Below are 13,824 nucleotides of genomic sequence, written 5' to 3'. Positions count from 1 at the left end.
CGGCCGGGACGACCCCGCGGCGGGGCCCCCTTGCGGAGGTCCCGCCGCGCCGTCCGCCTCAGAGCGTCAGGACGATCTTGCCCATGTGGGCCGAGCTCTCCATCAGCGCGTGGGCCTTCGCGGCCTCCTCCAGCGGGAAGCGGGCGTGGATCACCGGGGCGAGGCGGCCGGCCTCGACCAGCGGCCAGACCTCGGCCTCGATCTCGCGCGCCGTCTCGGCCTTGAAGGCGATCGAGCGGGGGCGCAGCGTCGAGCCGGTGATCGTCAGGCGGCGGATCATCACCTGGGCGAAGTTCACCTCGGCCTTGGGCCCGCCCAGGAAGGCGATGAAGCTCAGCCGGCCGTCGTCGGCCAGCGCCTTGATGTCCCGGTTGATGTAGTCGCCGCCCACCATGTCCAGGATCACGTCCACGCCGCGGCCGTCGGTCAGCGCCTTGACCTCCTCGACGAAGTCCTGCTCGCGGTAGTTGATCGCGGCCTCCGCGCCCAGCCCGCGGCAGAACTCGGCCTTCTCCGCGTTGCCGACGGTGGTGAACACGCGCACCCCGCGGGCGGCGGCGAGCTGGATCGCGGTCGAGCCGATGCCCGAGCTGCCGCCGTGCACCAGGAAGGTCTCGCCCCCCTTCAGGCCCACCCGGCGGAAGGCGTTGATCCAGACGGTGAACACCGTCTCGGGCAGGCAGGCCGCGGCCTCCATCGACAGGCCCTCGGGGACCGGCAGGGCGTGGTCGGCGGGGGTCACGGCGTATTCGGCGTAGCCGCCGCCCGGCAGCAGCGCGCAGACCTTGTCGCCGACCTTCCAGCGGCCGACGCCCTCGCCCACCGCCGCGACCGTGCCCGCGGCCTCCAGCCCCGGCAGGTCCGAGGCGCCCGGCGGCACCGGGTAGTTGCCCATCCGCTGCAGCGCGTCGGGGCGGTTCACGCCCGAGGCGGCGACCTTGATCAGGATCTCGCCGGCGCCGGGCGTGGGCACGGGACGGGTTCCGGGCTTGAGGACCTCGGGTCCGCCGAACTCGGAGATCTCCACGACGCGCATGGTGTCGGGCAGGTCGGGCATGGGGGGCTCCTCCGGTGGGTTCCGGGCCTCGCGGGGGTCGCGGGCCGGCGTCCTGGCGCGCCGTCCCGCGGGCGCGGGCGGCGTCTGGGGCCCATCCATCGCCGCTGGCGCGCCCGAGAGCAAGAGCGCGGCGGCGAGGGCGGAGCGCCTTGTCCCCCCTGCCCCGCCGGTCCATCCTCCGCCCCATGTCAGAGCCGCCCCGCTATCGCATCCGCATCGTGTTCGGCCCCGAGGAGATGATCGGCCCCGGCAAGGCCGAGCTGCTGGAGCGCATCGCCGCCACCGGTTCGATCGCCGCCGCGGGGCGCGAGATGGGCATGAGCTACAAGCGCGCCTGGCAGCTCGTCGAAACGCTGAACGCCATGTTCCGAGAGCCGCTGGTGCTCCGCTCCCGCGGGGGGGCCCGGGGCGGCGGGGCGGCGGTGACCGAGGCCGGCCGGGCGGTGCTGGCCGAATACCGCGCCCTGGAGGCCGAGGCCGAGCGCGCCGGCGCCCCCCACGTCGGGCGGCTGCAGGCTCTGATGAGGGATATTCCCGAAGGAACATAACGCTTGCGCCCGCGCGCTGCGGGCTCGATATTCCCCGTGAACCATATCGCCCCCGATCCGGATCCCGCCATGCCGTCTCTCCGCCCCCCTTTCGCCGCGCTCGCCTTCGGCGCCGGGCTGGCGCTGGCCGCCGCCCTCGCCCCCGCCGCGCGGGCAGGCGAGGTCACCGTCTTCGCCGCCGCCAGCCTGAAGAACGCCATGGACGAGATCGCGGCGGCCTTCGCGGAGGAGACGGGGGACGAGGCGAGGATCTCGCTCGCCGGCTCCTCGGCGCTGGCCCGCCAGATCCAGCAGGGCGCGCCGGCGGAGGTGTTCGTCTCGGCCAACTCCGAGTGGATGGACCGGCTGGAGGCCGACGGCCTGCTCGCCGCGGGCGCCCGCGTGGACCTGTTGCGCAACGCCCTGGTGCTGGTCGCCCACGGGCCGGACGCGGCCCCCCTCGCGCTCGCTCCCGGACTCGACCTCGCCGGCATCCTCGGCGAGGACCGCCTCGCCATGGCCCTGGTCGAGGCGGTGCCCGCCGGCATCTACGGCAAGGCCGCGCTGGAGAGCCTGGGCCTGTGGGAGGCGGTCGCGCCCCGCGTCGCCCAGACCGACAACGTGCGCGCCGCCCTGGCGCTGGTCGCGGCCGGCGAGGCGCCGCTGGGCGTCGTCTACGCCACCGACGCGGCCGCGGAGCCCGACGTCTCGGTGGTCGCGACCTTCCCCGAGGACTCGCATCCGCCCATCGTCTACCCCGCCGCGCTGCTGACCGGCGCCGGAGAGACCGCCGCCGGCTTCCTGGCCTTCCTGCAGGGCCCCCGCGCCCGCGCCGCCTTCGAACGGCAGGGGTTCGCGGTGATCCCCGCCCCCCGCGCCCCCGGCGCGGACGGCTGAGCGGGCGGTGAGCTGGCTCCCCGGCCCCGAGGCGCTGGAGGCGCTGTCGCTGTCGCTGAAGGTCTCGGCCTGGGCGACGGCGGGCTCGCTGCCCTTCGCCCTGCTCGCGGCCCACGCGCTGGCCCGCTGGCGGTTTCCGGGGCGGGGGCTGCTGAACGGGCTGGTGCACCTGCCCCTCGTGCTGCCGCCGGTGGTGACCGGCTGGCTGCTGCTGATGGTGTTCGGAACCCGCGGTCCGGTGGGGAGCCTGCTGGCCGAGGTCGGCGTCGTCCTCGCCTTCCGCTGGACGGGCGCGGCGCTGGCCGCCGCCGTCATGGCCTTTCCGCTGATGGTCCGCGCCATCCGCCTGTCGATCGATGCGGTCGATCCGAAGCTGGAGCAGGCCGCGGGCACGCTGGGCGCCTCGCGCCCCTGGGTCTTCGCCACCGTCACCCTGCCGCTGATCCTGCCCGGAATCGTGGCGGGCGCGGTGCTGGCCTTCGCCAAGGCGATGGGCGAGTTCGGCGCCACGATCACCTTCGTCTCCAACATCCCCGGCGAGACGCGCACCCTGCCCAGCGCCATCTACGCCTTCCTGCAGACCCCGGGCGGCGAGTCCCAGGCCCTGGCGCTCGCCGGCGTCTCGGTGGCGGTCGCCATGGGCGCGCTGCTGGTGTCCGAGCTGGTGGCGGTGCGGGTCGCGGCCCGGGTGCGGGGCGCCTGATGCTCTCGGTCGCGATCCGCCACCGCTTCGGCGCCTTCGCGCTCGACGCCGCGTTCGAGGCGCCGCCGGGGATCACCGTCCTCTTCGGCCGCTCCGGCTCGGGCAAGAGCACGATCGTGAACGCGGTGGCCGGCCTCTTCGCCCCCGACGCCGGGCGCATCGAGGTCGACGGGCGCGCCCTGTTCGACGCCGCCGCCGGGGTGAACCTGCCCCCCCATCGCCGCCGGCTGGGCTACGTCTTCCAGGAGGGGCGGCTGTTCCCGCATCTCTCCGTGCGCCGCAACCTGCTCTACGGCCGCTGGTTCGCGCCCCGCAAGGTCCCGCGCGCCGAGATCGACAGGGTGGTCGAGATGCTCGGCCTCGGCCCCCTGCTGGAGCGTCGCCCCGGCGCCCTCTCGGGCGGCGAAAAACAGCGCGTCGCCATCGGCCGGGCCCTTCTGGCCTCCCCCCGCCTGATCCTCGCCGACGAGCCCCTGGCGGCCCTCGACGAGGCCCGCAAGGCCGAGATCCTCCCCTATTTCGAGCGGCTGCGCGACGAGGCCGCGGCCCCGGTCCTCTACGTCTCCCACTCCGCCGCCGAGGTGGCGCGGCTCGCCACCACCGTCGTCGCCCTGCAGGCGGGCCGCGTGATCCGCCAGGGCCCGGCGGCGGAGGTGCTGGGCGATCCCTCCGTCGCCCCCACCGGCGTGCGCGGGGTGGGCGCGGTGCTCGAGGCGCGCGTCGCCGCCCACCACGCCGACGGCCTGAGCGAACTGGACGCCGCCGGCGACCGCCTGTTCCTGCCGAAGGTCCTCCAGCCGGTCGGCGCCACCGTCCGCGTGCGCATGGCGGCCTCCGAAGTGATGCTCTCGCTGGAGCCGCCGCGCGCCATCTCCGCCCTCAACATCCTCCCCGGCACGGTCGAGGCGATCCACGACGGCCAGGGCCCCGGGACCATCGTCTCGGTGCGCACGCGCGCCGGCACGGTGCTGGCCCGCGTCACCCGCCGCTCGGCCGAGGCGCTGGCCCTCGCCCCCGGCCTGCCGGTCCACGCCATCGTCAAGACGGTGGCCATCGCCCCCGAGGACGTGGGAGGAGAGGCGCACGCCGCCCACCAGGAGCCCGCCCGATGACCGACCCGGCCGCCCCCCTCCCCTTCGGCGCCCTCCGCCCCGGCGAGACCACGGTCGCCCCGCCCGAGACGCCCGACGCCGGCGTCTTCTTCCTCGGCCGCATCCGCACCCCCTGGGCCGAGCCCTCCGACTGCCCTAAGGGCGGCGACCGCGAGACGGGCCCCGAGTGCCGGATCGAGCTGGACCCCCGCTGGGCGCCCCTGCTCGAGGGCGTGGCGGAGAAGCCGCGCCTCCTGATCCTCTACTGGATGCACCGCGCGCGCCGCGACCTCGCCACCCAGCGCCGCCGGGGCGAGGGTCCGGTCCGCGGAACCTTCGCCCTGCGCTCCCCGATGCGCCCCAACCCGATCGCCGCCTCCGAGGTCGCGCTGGTGCGCATCGAGGGCGCGACCCTGATCGTGCGCGGCCTCGACTGCGTCGACGGCACCCCCGTCCTCGACATCAAGCCCGCCTGACCCGCCCCCCACCTGACCCGCCCCGCGGCGACGCCCGCCCCCGGCGCCCCGGCGCGACGCCCGCCGGCCCCCGCAAAGCGCCTGTTCTTCGGAGCCGTCTCTCGCGGATGCCGGAAAGAGCGACTCGTGCGAAGGGGTCAAGGATCGCGCAGCGACCGCGCTTGCACGGCTTGTCCTTGACCCCTTCGGGCGAGTCGCTCAGGCATCCATCGGCGAGAGACGGGTCCGAAGATCAGGCGCGGGGCCTGTTCTTTGGTGAGTCGGGAGCCCGCCGGAGGCTGCCGCGCCCGGACCTCCGGGCGCCCGCGCGCCCGCCTTCGCGACGGAGCCAGGCCCGCCCGCAGAGCGCCTGCGGAGCGCGCCCTACCCGGTCTGCTCCGCCCGCCAGGCCGCCCAGGCCTCGGGCGTGTCGAGGTCGAGCCGCGCCCCGCGCCCCTCGGTCTTCACCAGCCGCACGAAGTCCGCGTTGGTCCGCAGGATGTCCCGCGCCCCCTCGTCGCCGGTCAGCCGCGACAGGCTCTCGAAGAACCGCCGTCCGAACAGCACCGGGTGGCCCGGCCGCCCTTCCGCGTCCGCCGCCCGGCAGATCGCCGCGCCGCGGGCCGGGTCGAAGGCCTCGATCAGGGCGTCGGCATGGGCGGAGGCGACCTCGGGCATGTCGGCGAGCGCCAGCAGAACCGCGTCCGCCTCGGGGTCCGCCGCCGACAGGCCCCGGCGGATCGAGGCGGCCATGCCCTCGGCCGCCTCGGGGTTCTCGACCAGCGTCACCGCGAGGCCCGAGAGCGCCGCGCGCCGGGCCTCGTCGCCGGGGCGCAGCACGGCGATCACCTCGTCGGCGCCGCTCGCGACCAGCGCCCGGGCGGAGCGGCGCAGCACCGGCTCGCCCCCCACCTCCTCCAGCAGCTTGTCGCGCCCCTGCATGCGCGAGGACGCGCCCGCCGCCAGCAGCAGCGCCGTGACGAAGGGTTTTTCCGCGGCCCCCGCCCCGCCGGCGCGGGGCTGCGGGCGCGACGGGATCTCCTTCAGCAGGCCCCCCACGCCCATGCCGGCGATGTCGGCCGCCGTGACCTCCAGCCCGCAGGCCAGCCGCTCCAGCACCCAGTCGGTGCCCGAGAGCGCGGGCGAGCGGCTGGAGCCGGGCATCCCCAGCACCGGGCGGCCGTCGAGATCGCCCAGGAACATCAGGTTGCCCGGGTCCACCGGCATCCCGAAGCGGATCAGCCGGCCGCCCGCCGCCTCCACCGCCGCCGGCGCCACGTCGCGCCGGTCGGAGGGGGCCGAGCCGCCGAGCACCAGGATCATCTCGCCGCGCGCCGCGCGCAGGGCCGCGGCCAGCGCCTCGATCTCGTGAGGGGTGCGCGCCTCGTCGGCCACCGACATGCCCAGCGCGGCGAGACGCGCGGCCAGCGCCTCGGCCCCCTTGTCGAGCAGGCGGGGCTTCATGCCCGGCACGTGGGTCAGCGCCAGGCTCGCCCGGCGCAGGCGCACGGGATGGCTGCGCAGGGCCGGGCCCCCACCCGACAGGCCCCCGCCGGACAGGATCGCGGCGGCGCGCGCCACCGCCTCGCGCGGGGCGGCGTAGGGGATGATCTTCACCGTCGCCACCATGGTGCGCGGCGAGACCCGGGACCAGTCGGCCAGCGTCGAGACGGTGATCGCCTCGTCCACCGCGTTGGCCGCGTCGATCCGCGCCCGGTCGACGCGCAGCACCCCGGTCGAGAGCGCGTGCAGGTTCGCCCGCCCCGTGAACGGTGCGCCCCGGCTGACGCCCAGCGCCAGCGGATCGGGCGCGAGGGCCGCGGCGAGCGTCGCGGCCGCCTGGTCCTCGGAAAGGTCCTCGGGCCCGAGCCGGGCGGCGGTGACGGTCGCGAACCCGGCCTCGCGCAGGGCCGCGAGGTCCCCGGCCGTCAGCGCGCAGCCCTTCTTCAGCCGCCGGCCGGCGGCGGTCAGGGAATGGGCGAGCACGGCGCCCTCGGCCTCCGCCAGCGGGAGGGGGCCGAACCTCATGCCCGGATCTCCCGCGGCCGGATCACGGACCGCCTCAGGCCGCGTCCCGCGCGGCGGCGGGGACCCTGGCGCCGGGGCGGGTGTCGGGGCGGCGCAGCCGCTCGGTCATCTGGGCGAGCGCCGAGATCGCGATCTCGGCCGGGGTGGCCGAGCCGATGTCGGCCCCGAGCGGGCTGTCGATGCGGGCGATTTCGTCCGCCGAGAATCCCTCCGCCTCCAGCCGCGCCACGCGCTTGGCGTGGGTCTTCTTCGACCCCAGGCAGCCCAGGTAGAAGATCGGCGAGCGGATCGCCCGGGCGATCGCCGGGTCGTCCAGCTTGGGATCGTGGGTCAGGGTGATCACGGCGGTGCGCGCGTCGAGCCCGATCTTCTCCAGCGCCTCGTCGGGCCAGTCATGCAGGATCGTCTCGCCCGGGAACCGCGCCTGGGAGCCGAAGGCGTCGCGCGGGTCGACCAGCGTGGCGTCGTAGCCCGCGACCTTCGCCATCGGCATCAGCGCCTGGGCGATATGCACGGCCCCCACCACGACCAGGCGCAGGGGCGGGTTGTGCACGCCCAGGAACCAGCCGTCCTCGGACATGCCCGAGCGGTCGGTGCGCAGGCGGCTCGCGGCCTCGGCCTGCAGCGGGCCCTCGCCGGTCCCGTCGGGCAGAGCGCGCTCCCAGCTTTCGGGCTTCACCGCCCAGGCGACGGCGCGGCGGGCGGCGCGGGCCTGCGCCAGCGCCTCGAGCTCGGCGACCGAGGGGCCCTGGCCGACGCCGATCGGCTCGACCATCACCCGGATGGTGCCGCCGCAGGCGAGGCCGACGGCGAAGGCCTCGTCGTCGGAGACGCCGAATTCCAGCATCCGGCAGGTCCCGTCCTCGAGCGCGTCCATCGCCTCGACCATCACCGCGCCCTCGACGCAGCCGCCGGAGACGGAGCCCATGATCTCGCCGTCGGCGGAGATCGCGAGCTGGGAGCCGGCCGGGCGGGGCGCCGAGCCCCAGGTCTGCACCACGGTGGCGATGGCGGCGCGCTTGCCCTGGGCGATCCAGTCGAGGGCGATTTCGGGGATGCGGTCGTGATCTGCGACGGACATGGCGTCCTCCCGGGGGTTCGGGGGCGGAGGGGGGCCCGCGCGGGGCGGAGGGCCTCTGCCGTCTACATAAGGGCGAGGGGCGGGGTCGCGCCAGTGCGGCCTCACGGAATCGGGGACGGCTGCGCCCGGGGCGGGGCTCGCTCGGCGGGCGCGCTGCGCGCGGGCGGCCGCTGGGGGCCGGAAGGGGGGCTCGGGAACTCACCCAAGAACAAGGCCGCGCCTGTTCTCCGGAGCCGTCCATCGCGTCTGATGCCTGAGCGACTCGCCCGTGGGGGTCAAGGACAAGCCCGCGCAAGCGCGGGTCGCTTCGCGATCCTTGACCCCCACGGGCGAGTCGCTCTGATCGGCATCCGCGACGGACGGCTCCGGAGAACAGGCGCTCCCGGCCCGGGGCCGGCGGGGCGCCATGGCGCTTGCGGCGGGCGGGGGCGCGGGCCATCTGCGGGGGATGCGGTGGCTTGCGTTGGCAGCGATGATCTGGGCGCCCGGAGCGGCGTCGGCGGACTGGGCGGAGGCGCGCTGGGGAATGGACGCCCCCGCGCTGCGCGAGATCATGCCGGAGGCGGTCGAGACCGGGCTGGAGTTCGGCGGCGGCCTGCAGGGCGCGCTCGTGGCGCCGGACGTGGAGCTGGCGGGGATGCGGTTCCGGGCGATCTTCCAGCTCGACCGGGACGGCCTGCGGCAGGTGCTGTTCGAAAAGCGCCGGCGGGAGATCGCGCCGGGCGACGCCGAGGCCCTGCTCGCGGGGCTGCGCGAGGCGCTGGGGCCGGAGACGCGGATCTGCCGGCGCGCCGGGGCCGAGACCTCGGCCGAGGTGGTCTGGGCGACGGCGGAGGCGGTGTGGCGGCTGGTGTCCTCGGATTTCTCCAACCCCGGGGTGTTCGCCTCGAACGGCGCCGATCCGCGCTATCCGCTGCCGACGGACCGGCGCGAGGCCTACCGCGAGCTGGAGATCCTGACCCCCGGCTACCGCGCCCGCGGGCCGAAAGCGCAGGCCCTGCCCCGCCGGCTGCTGGTGCGCTGGACGGATCCGGCGGCGGAGGCGCTGGCCTCCGCCGACTGTCCCTGACCGGCCCTCAGCGGGCGCGGGCGGAGGAGCGGTACGTCTCCGACTCCTCGTAATAGGCGTCGAAGCCGATGCGGCGGCGCAGCTCCGCGAAATCCATCAGCCCGTCGCGCGGAGCGTCGCAGGCGAGCTGGCCCAGCGCCCGCGTCATCGCCTGCATGGCGGCGGCCAGCAGGGTCAGGGGATAGGCGGCGATCGAGAAGCCGATGTCCTGGAGTTCCGCGTGGGAGAGGGCCGGGGTCTCTCCGCCCTCGACGATGTTGGCCATCTTCGGGCCGGGGAGCTCGGCGCAGATCGTGCGCATCTCGGACGCGGTCTTCGGGGCCTCGACGAAGAGGATGTCGGCCCCGAGCTCGTGGAAGCGGTGGGCGCGGTCGATGGCCTCGGCCAGCCCGTGCTCGTGGCGCGCGTCGGTGCGGGCGAGGATCAGGATGTCGTCGGACGCGCGGGCATCGGCGGCGGCGCGGATGCGGTCGAAGGCCTCCTCGCGGTCCACCACCTCCTTGCCGGGCGTGTGGCCGCAGCGCTTGGGGGCCTTCTGGTCCTCGATCATCACCGCCGCGCAGCCGGCCCGCGCGAAGCCGCGCACCGTGCGGCGCACGTTCATCGCGTTGCCGTAGCCGGTGTCGCCGTCCCCGATCAGCGGGATCGAGACCGCGTCGGCGATGGCGCGGGCCTGGTCGGCGACCTCGGCGTAGCTCATCAGGCCGAGGTCGGGCTCGCCGATCCGGGCCGCCGAGGCGGCGAAGCCCGACATGAAGGTCAGCGGGAACCCCGCCTGCTCGATCAGCTTGGCGGACAGCGGATCGAAGCAGCAGGGCATGACCAGGAGGCGCTCCTGGTCCAGCAGGGCGCGCAGTCGGTCGGGAGGGGTCATGGCGGCCTCTAGAGCTTGAACGGGATGTAGATGGCGAGGTCGGGGACCATGTAGAGGATCGCGACCGTCAGCAACATGATCACCAGGAACGGGATCACCCCGCGCGAGACCTCGGCGAGCGACGTGCGCGCCACCGCCTGGATCACGTAGAGGTTCAGGCCGACGGGCGGCGTGATCAGGGCGCATTCCACCATGATCACCATGAACACCCCGAACCAGATCGGATCGAAGCCCATCGAGAGCGCCGCAGGAAGCAGCACCGGCGTCATGATCAGGACCATCGAGAGGGCCTCGAACACCAGCCCCATCAGCAGGAGGATCGCGGCGACCACGACGATGTAGGCGAGCGGGGTGTGGATCGTCTCGGAGATGAAGGCCGAAATGTCCTGCGGCACCCGGTAGAGGGTGATCGCCTTTCCGAAGATCTTGGCGCCGGCGATGATCAGCAGGATGGCGGTGGTGGTGGCCATGGACTCGAAGATCGCCTCGCGCAGGCCTTTCCAGGTCAGCGAGCGCAGGATGCCGGCGGTGATCAGCAGGGCGGCGGCGAAGCCGATGGCCGCGGCCTCGGTGGGCGTGAAGGCGCCCGAGTAGATGCCGCCGATGATCAGGGCCGAGAGCGCGAGCGAGGGCGCGGCCCGCAGCGTGGCGCGGCGGCGCTCCTCCCAGGTGGCGGCGGGCTCGGGGCGCTGGCCGCCGAAGAAGCGGGCGTGGAGCATCGCGTAGACGATGAAGAGCACGACCAGCAGGATCCCCGGGCCCACGCCGGCGAGGAACAGGGCGATGACCGATTCCTCGGTGATGAAGCCGTAGACGATCATCGGGATCGAGGGCGGGATCAGGATCCCCAGCGTGCCCCCCGCCGCCAGCAGCCCGTAGACAAAACGGCGGTCGTAGCCGCGCGAGATCATCTCCGGAATGGCCACCGTGCCGATGGTGGCCGCGGTCGCCACGGACGATCCGGAGATCGCCGCGAAGATCCCGCAGCTGAGGATCGTCGCCACCGCCAGCCCGCCGGGCCAGTGGCCCACCCAGGCGTGGACCGCGCCGAAGAGGTCGGCGCCCACGCCCCCCTTCAGCAGCACGTTGGACATCAAGAGGAACAGCGGCACCGCCAGCAGGATGAATCCGTCGAGCGTCGACAGCGCCGCCTGCGGCGCCATCAGCGGCGAGAACCCGCCGATCAGCAGCAGCGCCAGCCCCATGCCCCCCAGCGCGAAGGCCACCGGCACGCGGATCAGCAGCAGCGCGAACAGCGCCGCCAGGATCAGGATCACGGTCATTCGTGCAGCCCCTCGGCATGGGTCGCCCAGTCGGTGCGGAAGGCCTTCGCGATCTCGGCCAGCGCCTGGAGGAACAGCATCGCGAAGCCCAGCGGGACCGAGAGCTCGGCCACCCAGGTCGGCAGGTCCAGCATCGAGCCGGTGGTCCGCCCGCGCACGAAACTGTCCCAGAAGATCTCCCAGCCGTACCAGGTGGTGACGCCCGAGAAGGCGGCGACGCAGAGCATCGCGACGGCCTCCGTCCAGCGGCGCGCGGCGGCGGGGATGTTGGCGACCAGCGCGTCCACGGCGATGTGCCGGCGCGCCTCCAGCGCCCAGGCCATCGACAGCAGCACCCCCCAGATCAGGCAGAGCTGGCTCAGCTCCGCCGCCCAGATCGTGGGCCGGGTGAAGAAATAGCGCGCGACCACCTCCCAGGTGAGCATCGCGCCCGAGGCCGCGAACAGCAGCGCCCCCAGCCAGGCGAGGCCCAGCCGGACGGCGGCGACGGAGCGGAGAAGATCGGTCATCCGAGGGTTCCGGGGCCGGGAGAGACGCCGAAGGGCGCAGGACGGAAGCGGCGGCGCGGCCCGGCCGGCGGCCGGATCGCGGAGCGGCGAGGCCCCGGCGCTCGAGGCGACCGCCGGGCGGCAGGTCCGCAAGCGCGGGACGATCGCCGAACGCACCGGAGCGACCCTGCGGACCCGGGCGCCCGACGCGGGTTTCGCGCCGCCGCCGGGGCCGGGGGCGCGCCCCGGGCCTGACCCGGGGCCTCGACCCGACGGCCGCCTCCGGCGCCTGCATGCGGCGGCGGCAGGAGCCTTCGCCGCCGGCGCCCAGCCCCGGCCGGCGGAGGCCCCGGGTCGAGCCCGGGGCGCCCTGCGCCGGTCGCCGCGAAACGCCGAGAGACCCGGGAGGCCGGATCGCTCCGGGCGGCGCGCGCCGCCCGCCTCCCCGACCTCCATCGGGGCGACGGGACGAGGCGCCCGGAGCTCAGAGGGCCTTCGCGGCCTCCATCAGCTGCTTGCCGAGGGGGCCGGCCTTCTCGAGGTACTCGTCATGGACGGGCTGGGCGGTGGCGCGCCAGGCCTCCATCTCCTCGGGCGTGGGCTCGTAGATGGCCATGCCGTTCTCCCTGGCGGCGGCATAGGCCTCGGCCTCGATGGCCGCCATCTCGGCGCGCACGGTCTCGTCGGCCTTCTCGGCGGCGGCGGTCAGGATCGCGCGCTGGTCGTCGGTCAGGCCCTCCCACCACTCGGTGTTGACCACCACGATGAACTCGATGTCGGCGTGGTTGGTCACCGTGATCGTGTCCATCACCTCCCACAGCGAGCGGGACTTCACCCCCGAGACGCCGGTCATGCCCACGTCCACCGTGCCGCGCTGGTAGGCAAGATACTGCTCCGAGCCCGAGATCATCGTCGGCGCGCCGCCCGCGGCCTCGGTGAAGTCGCCCAGCGTCTTGCCGAAGACGCGGACCTTCTTGCCCTCGAGATCCGCCGGCGTCTTCAGCGGCCCGCCGTTCGAGAGCAGGATCGCGCCCCCATAGGCCTGCCACCACAGGACGGTGGCCCCGGTGTCCTTGATCGCCTCGTCGATGGGCCCGCGGATCGGGCCGCCCTTGGCGGTGGCGGCGCGGACCTTCTCCTCGCTGTCGAGCAGGAAGGGCTGGTAGAAGATGTCCACCGCCGGGATGTCGCCCACGTAGCGGGTCAGCGAGGCGACGCCCGCCTCGATCGAGCCGGAGCCGACCGCCTGCGGCACCTCCTTGTCCTTGTAGAGCTGGGCCGAGTCGTAGATCTCGACCGCGATGGCGCCGTCCGAGGTCGTCTCGACCTCCTCCTTGAACAGCGCCAGGTTCTGGCCGAGGTGGCTCTTCAGCGGAAGCTGAAGCGAGATGCGCATGGTCAGGTCGGCCGCCCAGGCGGACGGGACGCCGAGCGAAAAGGCGAGCGCGGCGCCCGCCGCGAGAATTGCGGGTTTCATGGTCTTCTCTCCCTGTGGTCCGCGTTTTTATAGGCGTGCGGTCGACCCTTTGTTCCATGCGGAGCCGGGTCGGGCAAGTCGCGAGGGCGCCCGCCGCCCTCGCAGGACGCGCCCCGGGCCGCGGACCGCAGCCCGCCCGCAAGGCGCCTCCGGTCCCGGGAGCGCGGGGCGCCGCCCGGGCGTCAGATGTCGAAGAACACCGTCTCGCCCTCGCCCTGCAGGCGGATGTCGAAGCGGTAGACGCCGGGGGCTTCCGGTCTGGCGATCAACGTGGGGATCCGGCTCTTCAGCTCGATCCGGCCCAGCACCGGGTCCTCGGCGTTGGCGGCCTCTTCATCGGGAAAATACATCCGCGTGTGCAGGCCGATGTTGATGCCCCGCGCGGCGATCCAGAAGGTGATGTGCGGGGCCATCGGCTTGCCGTCCTTGAAGGGGACGCGGCCGGGCTTGATGGTCTGGAAGACGAATTCGCCGGTGTCGGGGTCGCCGGCCGAGCGGCCGAAGCCGGTGAAGGCAGGGTCCGCCAGCCCCCGCGGGTCGCCCCGGCCCGGGTGCCGGCCCTCGGCGTCGGCCTGCCAGATCTCGATCAGCGCGTCGCGCAGCGGCGCGCCGGTGCCGTCGTAGACCGTGCCGCGGATCTCGATCCGCTCGCCCCTGGTGGCGTCGGAGACCATGTCGGCGCCGATCTCGTGCTCGTAGACCTCGATCCCGCACATGCGCGGAAAGCAGCCGATGTGCACGTAGGGGCCGGCGGTCTGGGAGGGGGTTTCCTTCAGCTGGTCGGGCAGGCGCAT

14 protein-coding genes are annotated in these 13,824 nt (G+C 74.5%); 6 read left to right on the top strand and 8 right to left on the bottom strand.

Annotation, left to right across the window (positions count from 1 at the left end):
• Nucleotides 1-58: 58 nt before the first annotated feature.
• On the bottom strand, nt 59-1,057 hold the full coding sequence (locus tag BM064_RS22875) for an NAD(P)H-quinone oxidoreductase (RefSeq protein WP_092864535.1): 999 nt from the start codon (nt 1,055-1,057) through the stop codon (nt 59-61).
• Nucleotides 1,058-1,242: 185 nt separating this feature from the next.
• Here BM064_RS22875 and BM064_RS22870 point away from each other — a divergent pair, with 185 nt between their 5' ends.
• The 5 genes from BM064_RS22870 (at nt 1,243) to BM064_RS22850 (ending at nt 4,751) form a co-directional block, all read left to right on the top strand.
• Nucleotides 1,243-1,605 (top strand): winged helix-turn-helix domain-containing protein, encoded by a 363-nt coding sequence (locus BM064_RS22870; RefSeq protein ID WP_092864722.1) that lies wholly within the window; start codon nt 1,243-1,245, stop codon nt 1,603-1,605.
• Nucleotides 1,606-1,674: 69 nt separating this feature from the next.
• On the top strand, nt 1,675-2,481 hold the full coding sequence (gene modA / locus BM064_RS22865) for a molybdate ABC transporter substrate-binding protein (RefSeq protein WP_092864532.1): 807 nt from the start codon (nt 1,675-1,677) through the stop codon (nt 2,479-2,481).
• Nucleotides 2,482-2,488: 7 nt separating this feature from the next.
• Complete coding sequence (modB, locus tag BM064_RS22860; protein ID WP_092864529.1) at nt 2,489-3,184, top strand: molybdate ABC transporter permease subunit; 696 nt, start codon at nt 2,489-2,491, stop codon at nt 3,182-3,184.
• A complete protein-coding gene (gene modC / locus BM064_RS22855) occupies nt 3,184-4,296 on the top strand; it encodes a molybdenum ABC transporter ATP-binding protein (protein WP_092864526.1) in 1,113 nt (370 codons plus the stop codon). The genes modB and modC overlap by 1 nt, the downstream gene beginning before the upstream one ends.
• Nucleotides 4,293-4,751 (top strand): SAM-dependent methyltransferase, encoded by a 459-nt coding sequence (locus tag BM064_RS22850; protein WP_092864523.1) that lies wholly within the window; start codon nt 4,293-4,295, stop codon nt 4,749-4,751. Before modC ends, BM064_RS22850 begins: the two co-directional genes overlap by 4 nt.
• A gap of 363 nt (nt 4,752-5,114) precedes the next feature.
• Here BM064_RS22850 and BM064_RS28455 read toward each other — a convergent pair whose 3' ends face one another.
• Together BM064_RS28455 and BM064_RS22840 are read right to left on the bottom strand one after the other, a co-directional pair.
• Entirely contained in the window at nt 5,115-6,758 is a 1,644-nt protein-coding gene (locus BM064_RS28455) for an NTP transferase domain-containing protein (protein WP_092864520.1), read from the bottom strand.
• A 34-nt stretch (nt 6,759-6,792) separates the two neighbouring features.
• On the bottom strand, nt 6,793-7,839 hold the full coding sequence (locus BM064_RS22840; protein ID WP_092864517.1) for an XdhC family protein: 1,047 nt from the start codon (nt 7,837-7,839) through the stop codon (nt 6,793-6,795).
• 526 nt (nt 7,840-8,365) lie between these two features.
• Here BM064_RS22840 and BM064_RS22835 point away from each other — a divergent pair.
• Nucleotides 8,366-8,908 carry a hypothetical protein gene (locus BM064_RS22835; protein WP_092864514.1) on the top strand — a complete coding sequence of 181 codons (543 nt, stop codon included), beginning with the start codon at nt 8,366-8,368 and terminating at the stop codon, nt 8,906-8,908.
• A 7-nt stretch (nt 8,909-8,915) separates the two neighbouring features.
• Here BM064_RS22835 and BM064_RS22830 read toward each other — a convergent pair whose 3' ends face one another.
• The 5 genes from BM064_RS22830 to pcaG all read right to left on the bottom strand — a co-directional run bounded on the left by BM064_RS22830 (nt 8,916) and on the right by pcaG (nt 13,824).
• The gene (locus tag BM064_RS22830; RefSeq protein ID WP_092864511.1) at nt 8,916-9,782 is read right to left on the bottom strand and encodes an isocitrate lyase/PEP mutase family protein; all 867 of its coding nucleotides are present in this window, start codon (nt 9,780-9,782) and stop codon (nt 8,916-8,918) included.
• A gap of 8 nt (nt 9,783-9,790) precedes the next feature.
• Nucleotides 9,791-11,065 carry a TRAP transporter large permease gene (locus tag BM064_RS22825; RefSeq protein ID WP_092864508.1) on the bottom strand — a complete coding sequence of 425 codons (1,275 nt, stop codon included), beginning with the start codon at nt 11,063-11,065 and terminating at the stop codon, nt 9,791-9,793.
• Entirely contained in the window at nt 11,062-11,574 is a 513-nt protein-coding gene (locus tag BM064_RS22820) for a TRAP transporter small permease (RefSeq protein ID WP_092864505.1), read from the bottom strand. Before BM064_RS22820 ends, BM064_RS22825 begins: the two co-directional genes overlap by 4 nt.
• 463 nt (nt 11,575-12,037) lie before the next feature.
• Nucleotides 12,038-13,030, bottom strand: a complete 993-nt coding sequence (locus BM064_RS22815) for a TRAP transporter substrate-binding protein (protein ID WP_092864502.1) — start codon at nt 13,028-13,030, stop codon at nt 12,038-12,040.
• A gap of 182 nt (nt 13,031-13,212) precedes the next feature.
• Nucleotides 13,213-13,824, bottom strand: a complete 612-nt coding sequence (gene pcaG / locus BM064_RS22810) for a protocatechuate 3,4-dioxygenase subunit alpha (protein WP_092864500.1) — start codon at nt 13,822-13,824, stop codon at nt 13,213-13,215.

Source organism: Albimonas pacifica (assembly GCF_900113695.1).
Lineage (GTDB): Bacteria > Pseudomonadota > Alphaproteobacteria > Rhodobacterales > Rhodobacteraceae > Albimonas > Albimonas pacifica.
The sequence above is the reverse complement of the archived record's forward strand: the minus strand, read 5'-3'. Positions and strand labels throughout refer to the sequence as shown.

Bases quoted from the DNA above. Each gene is read 5' to 3' on its own strand.
- BM064_RS22875 (WP_092864535.1), bottom strand. From the start codon at position 1,057: ATGCCCGACCTGCCCGACACCATGCGCGTCGTGGAGATCTCCGAGTTC.
- BM064_RS22870 (WP_092864722.1), top strand. From the start codon at position 1,243: ATGTCAGAGCCGCCCCGCTATCGCATCCGCATCGTGTTCGGCCCCGAG.
- modA (WP_092864532.1), top strand. From the start codon at position 1,675: ATGCCGTCTCTCCGCCCCCCTTTCGCCGCGCTCGCCTTCGGCGCCGGG.
- modC (WP_092864526.1), top strand. From the start codon at position 3,184: ATGCTCTCGGTCGCGATCCGCCACCGCTTCGGCGCCTTCGCGCTCGAC.
- BM064_RS22850 (WP_092864523.1), top strand. From the start codon at position 4,293: ATGACCGACCCGGCCGCCCCCCTCCCCTTCGGCGCCCTCCGCCCCGGC.
- BM064_RS28455 (WP_092864520.1), bottom strand. From the start codon at position 6,758: ATGAGGTTCGGCCCCCTCCCGCTGGCGGAGGCCGAGGGCGCCGTGCTC.
- BM064_RS22840 (WP_092864517.1), bottom strand. From the start codon at position 7,839: ATGTCCGTCGCAGATCACGACCGCATCCCCGAAATCGCCCTCGACTGG.
- BM064_RS22835 (WP_092864514.1), top strand. From the start codon at position 8,366: ATGGACGCCCCCGCGCTGCGCGAGATCATGCCGGAGGCGGTCGAGACC.
- BM064_RS22830 (WP_092864511.1), bottom strand. From the start codon at position 9,782: ATGACCCCTCCCGACCGACTGCGCGCCCTGCTGGACCAGGAGCGCCTC.
- BM064_RS22825 (WP_092864508.1), bottom strand. From the start codon at position 11,065: ATGACCGTGATCCTGATCCTGGCGGCGCTGTTCGCGCTGCTGCTGATC.
- BM064_RS22820 (WP_092864505.1), bottom strand. From the start codon at position 11,574: ATGACCGATCTTCTCCGCTCCGTCGCCGCCGTCCGGCTGGGCCTCGCC.
- BM064_RS22815 (WP_092864502.1), bottom strand. From the start codon at position 13,030: ATGAAACCCGCAATTCTCGCGGCGGGCGCCGCGCTCGCCTTTTCGCTC.
- pcaG (WP_092864500.1), bottom strand. From the start codon at position 13,824: ATGCGCCTGCCCGACCAGCTGAAGGAAACCCCCTCCCAGACCGCCGGC.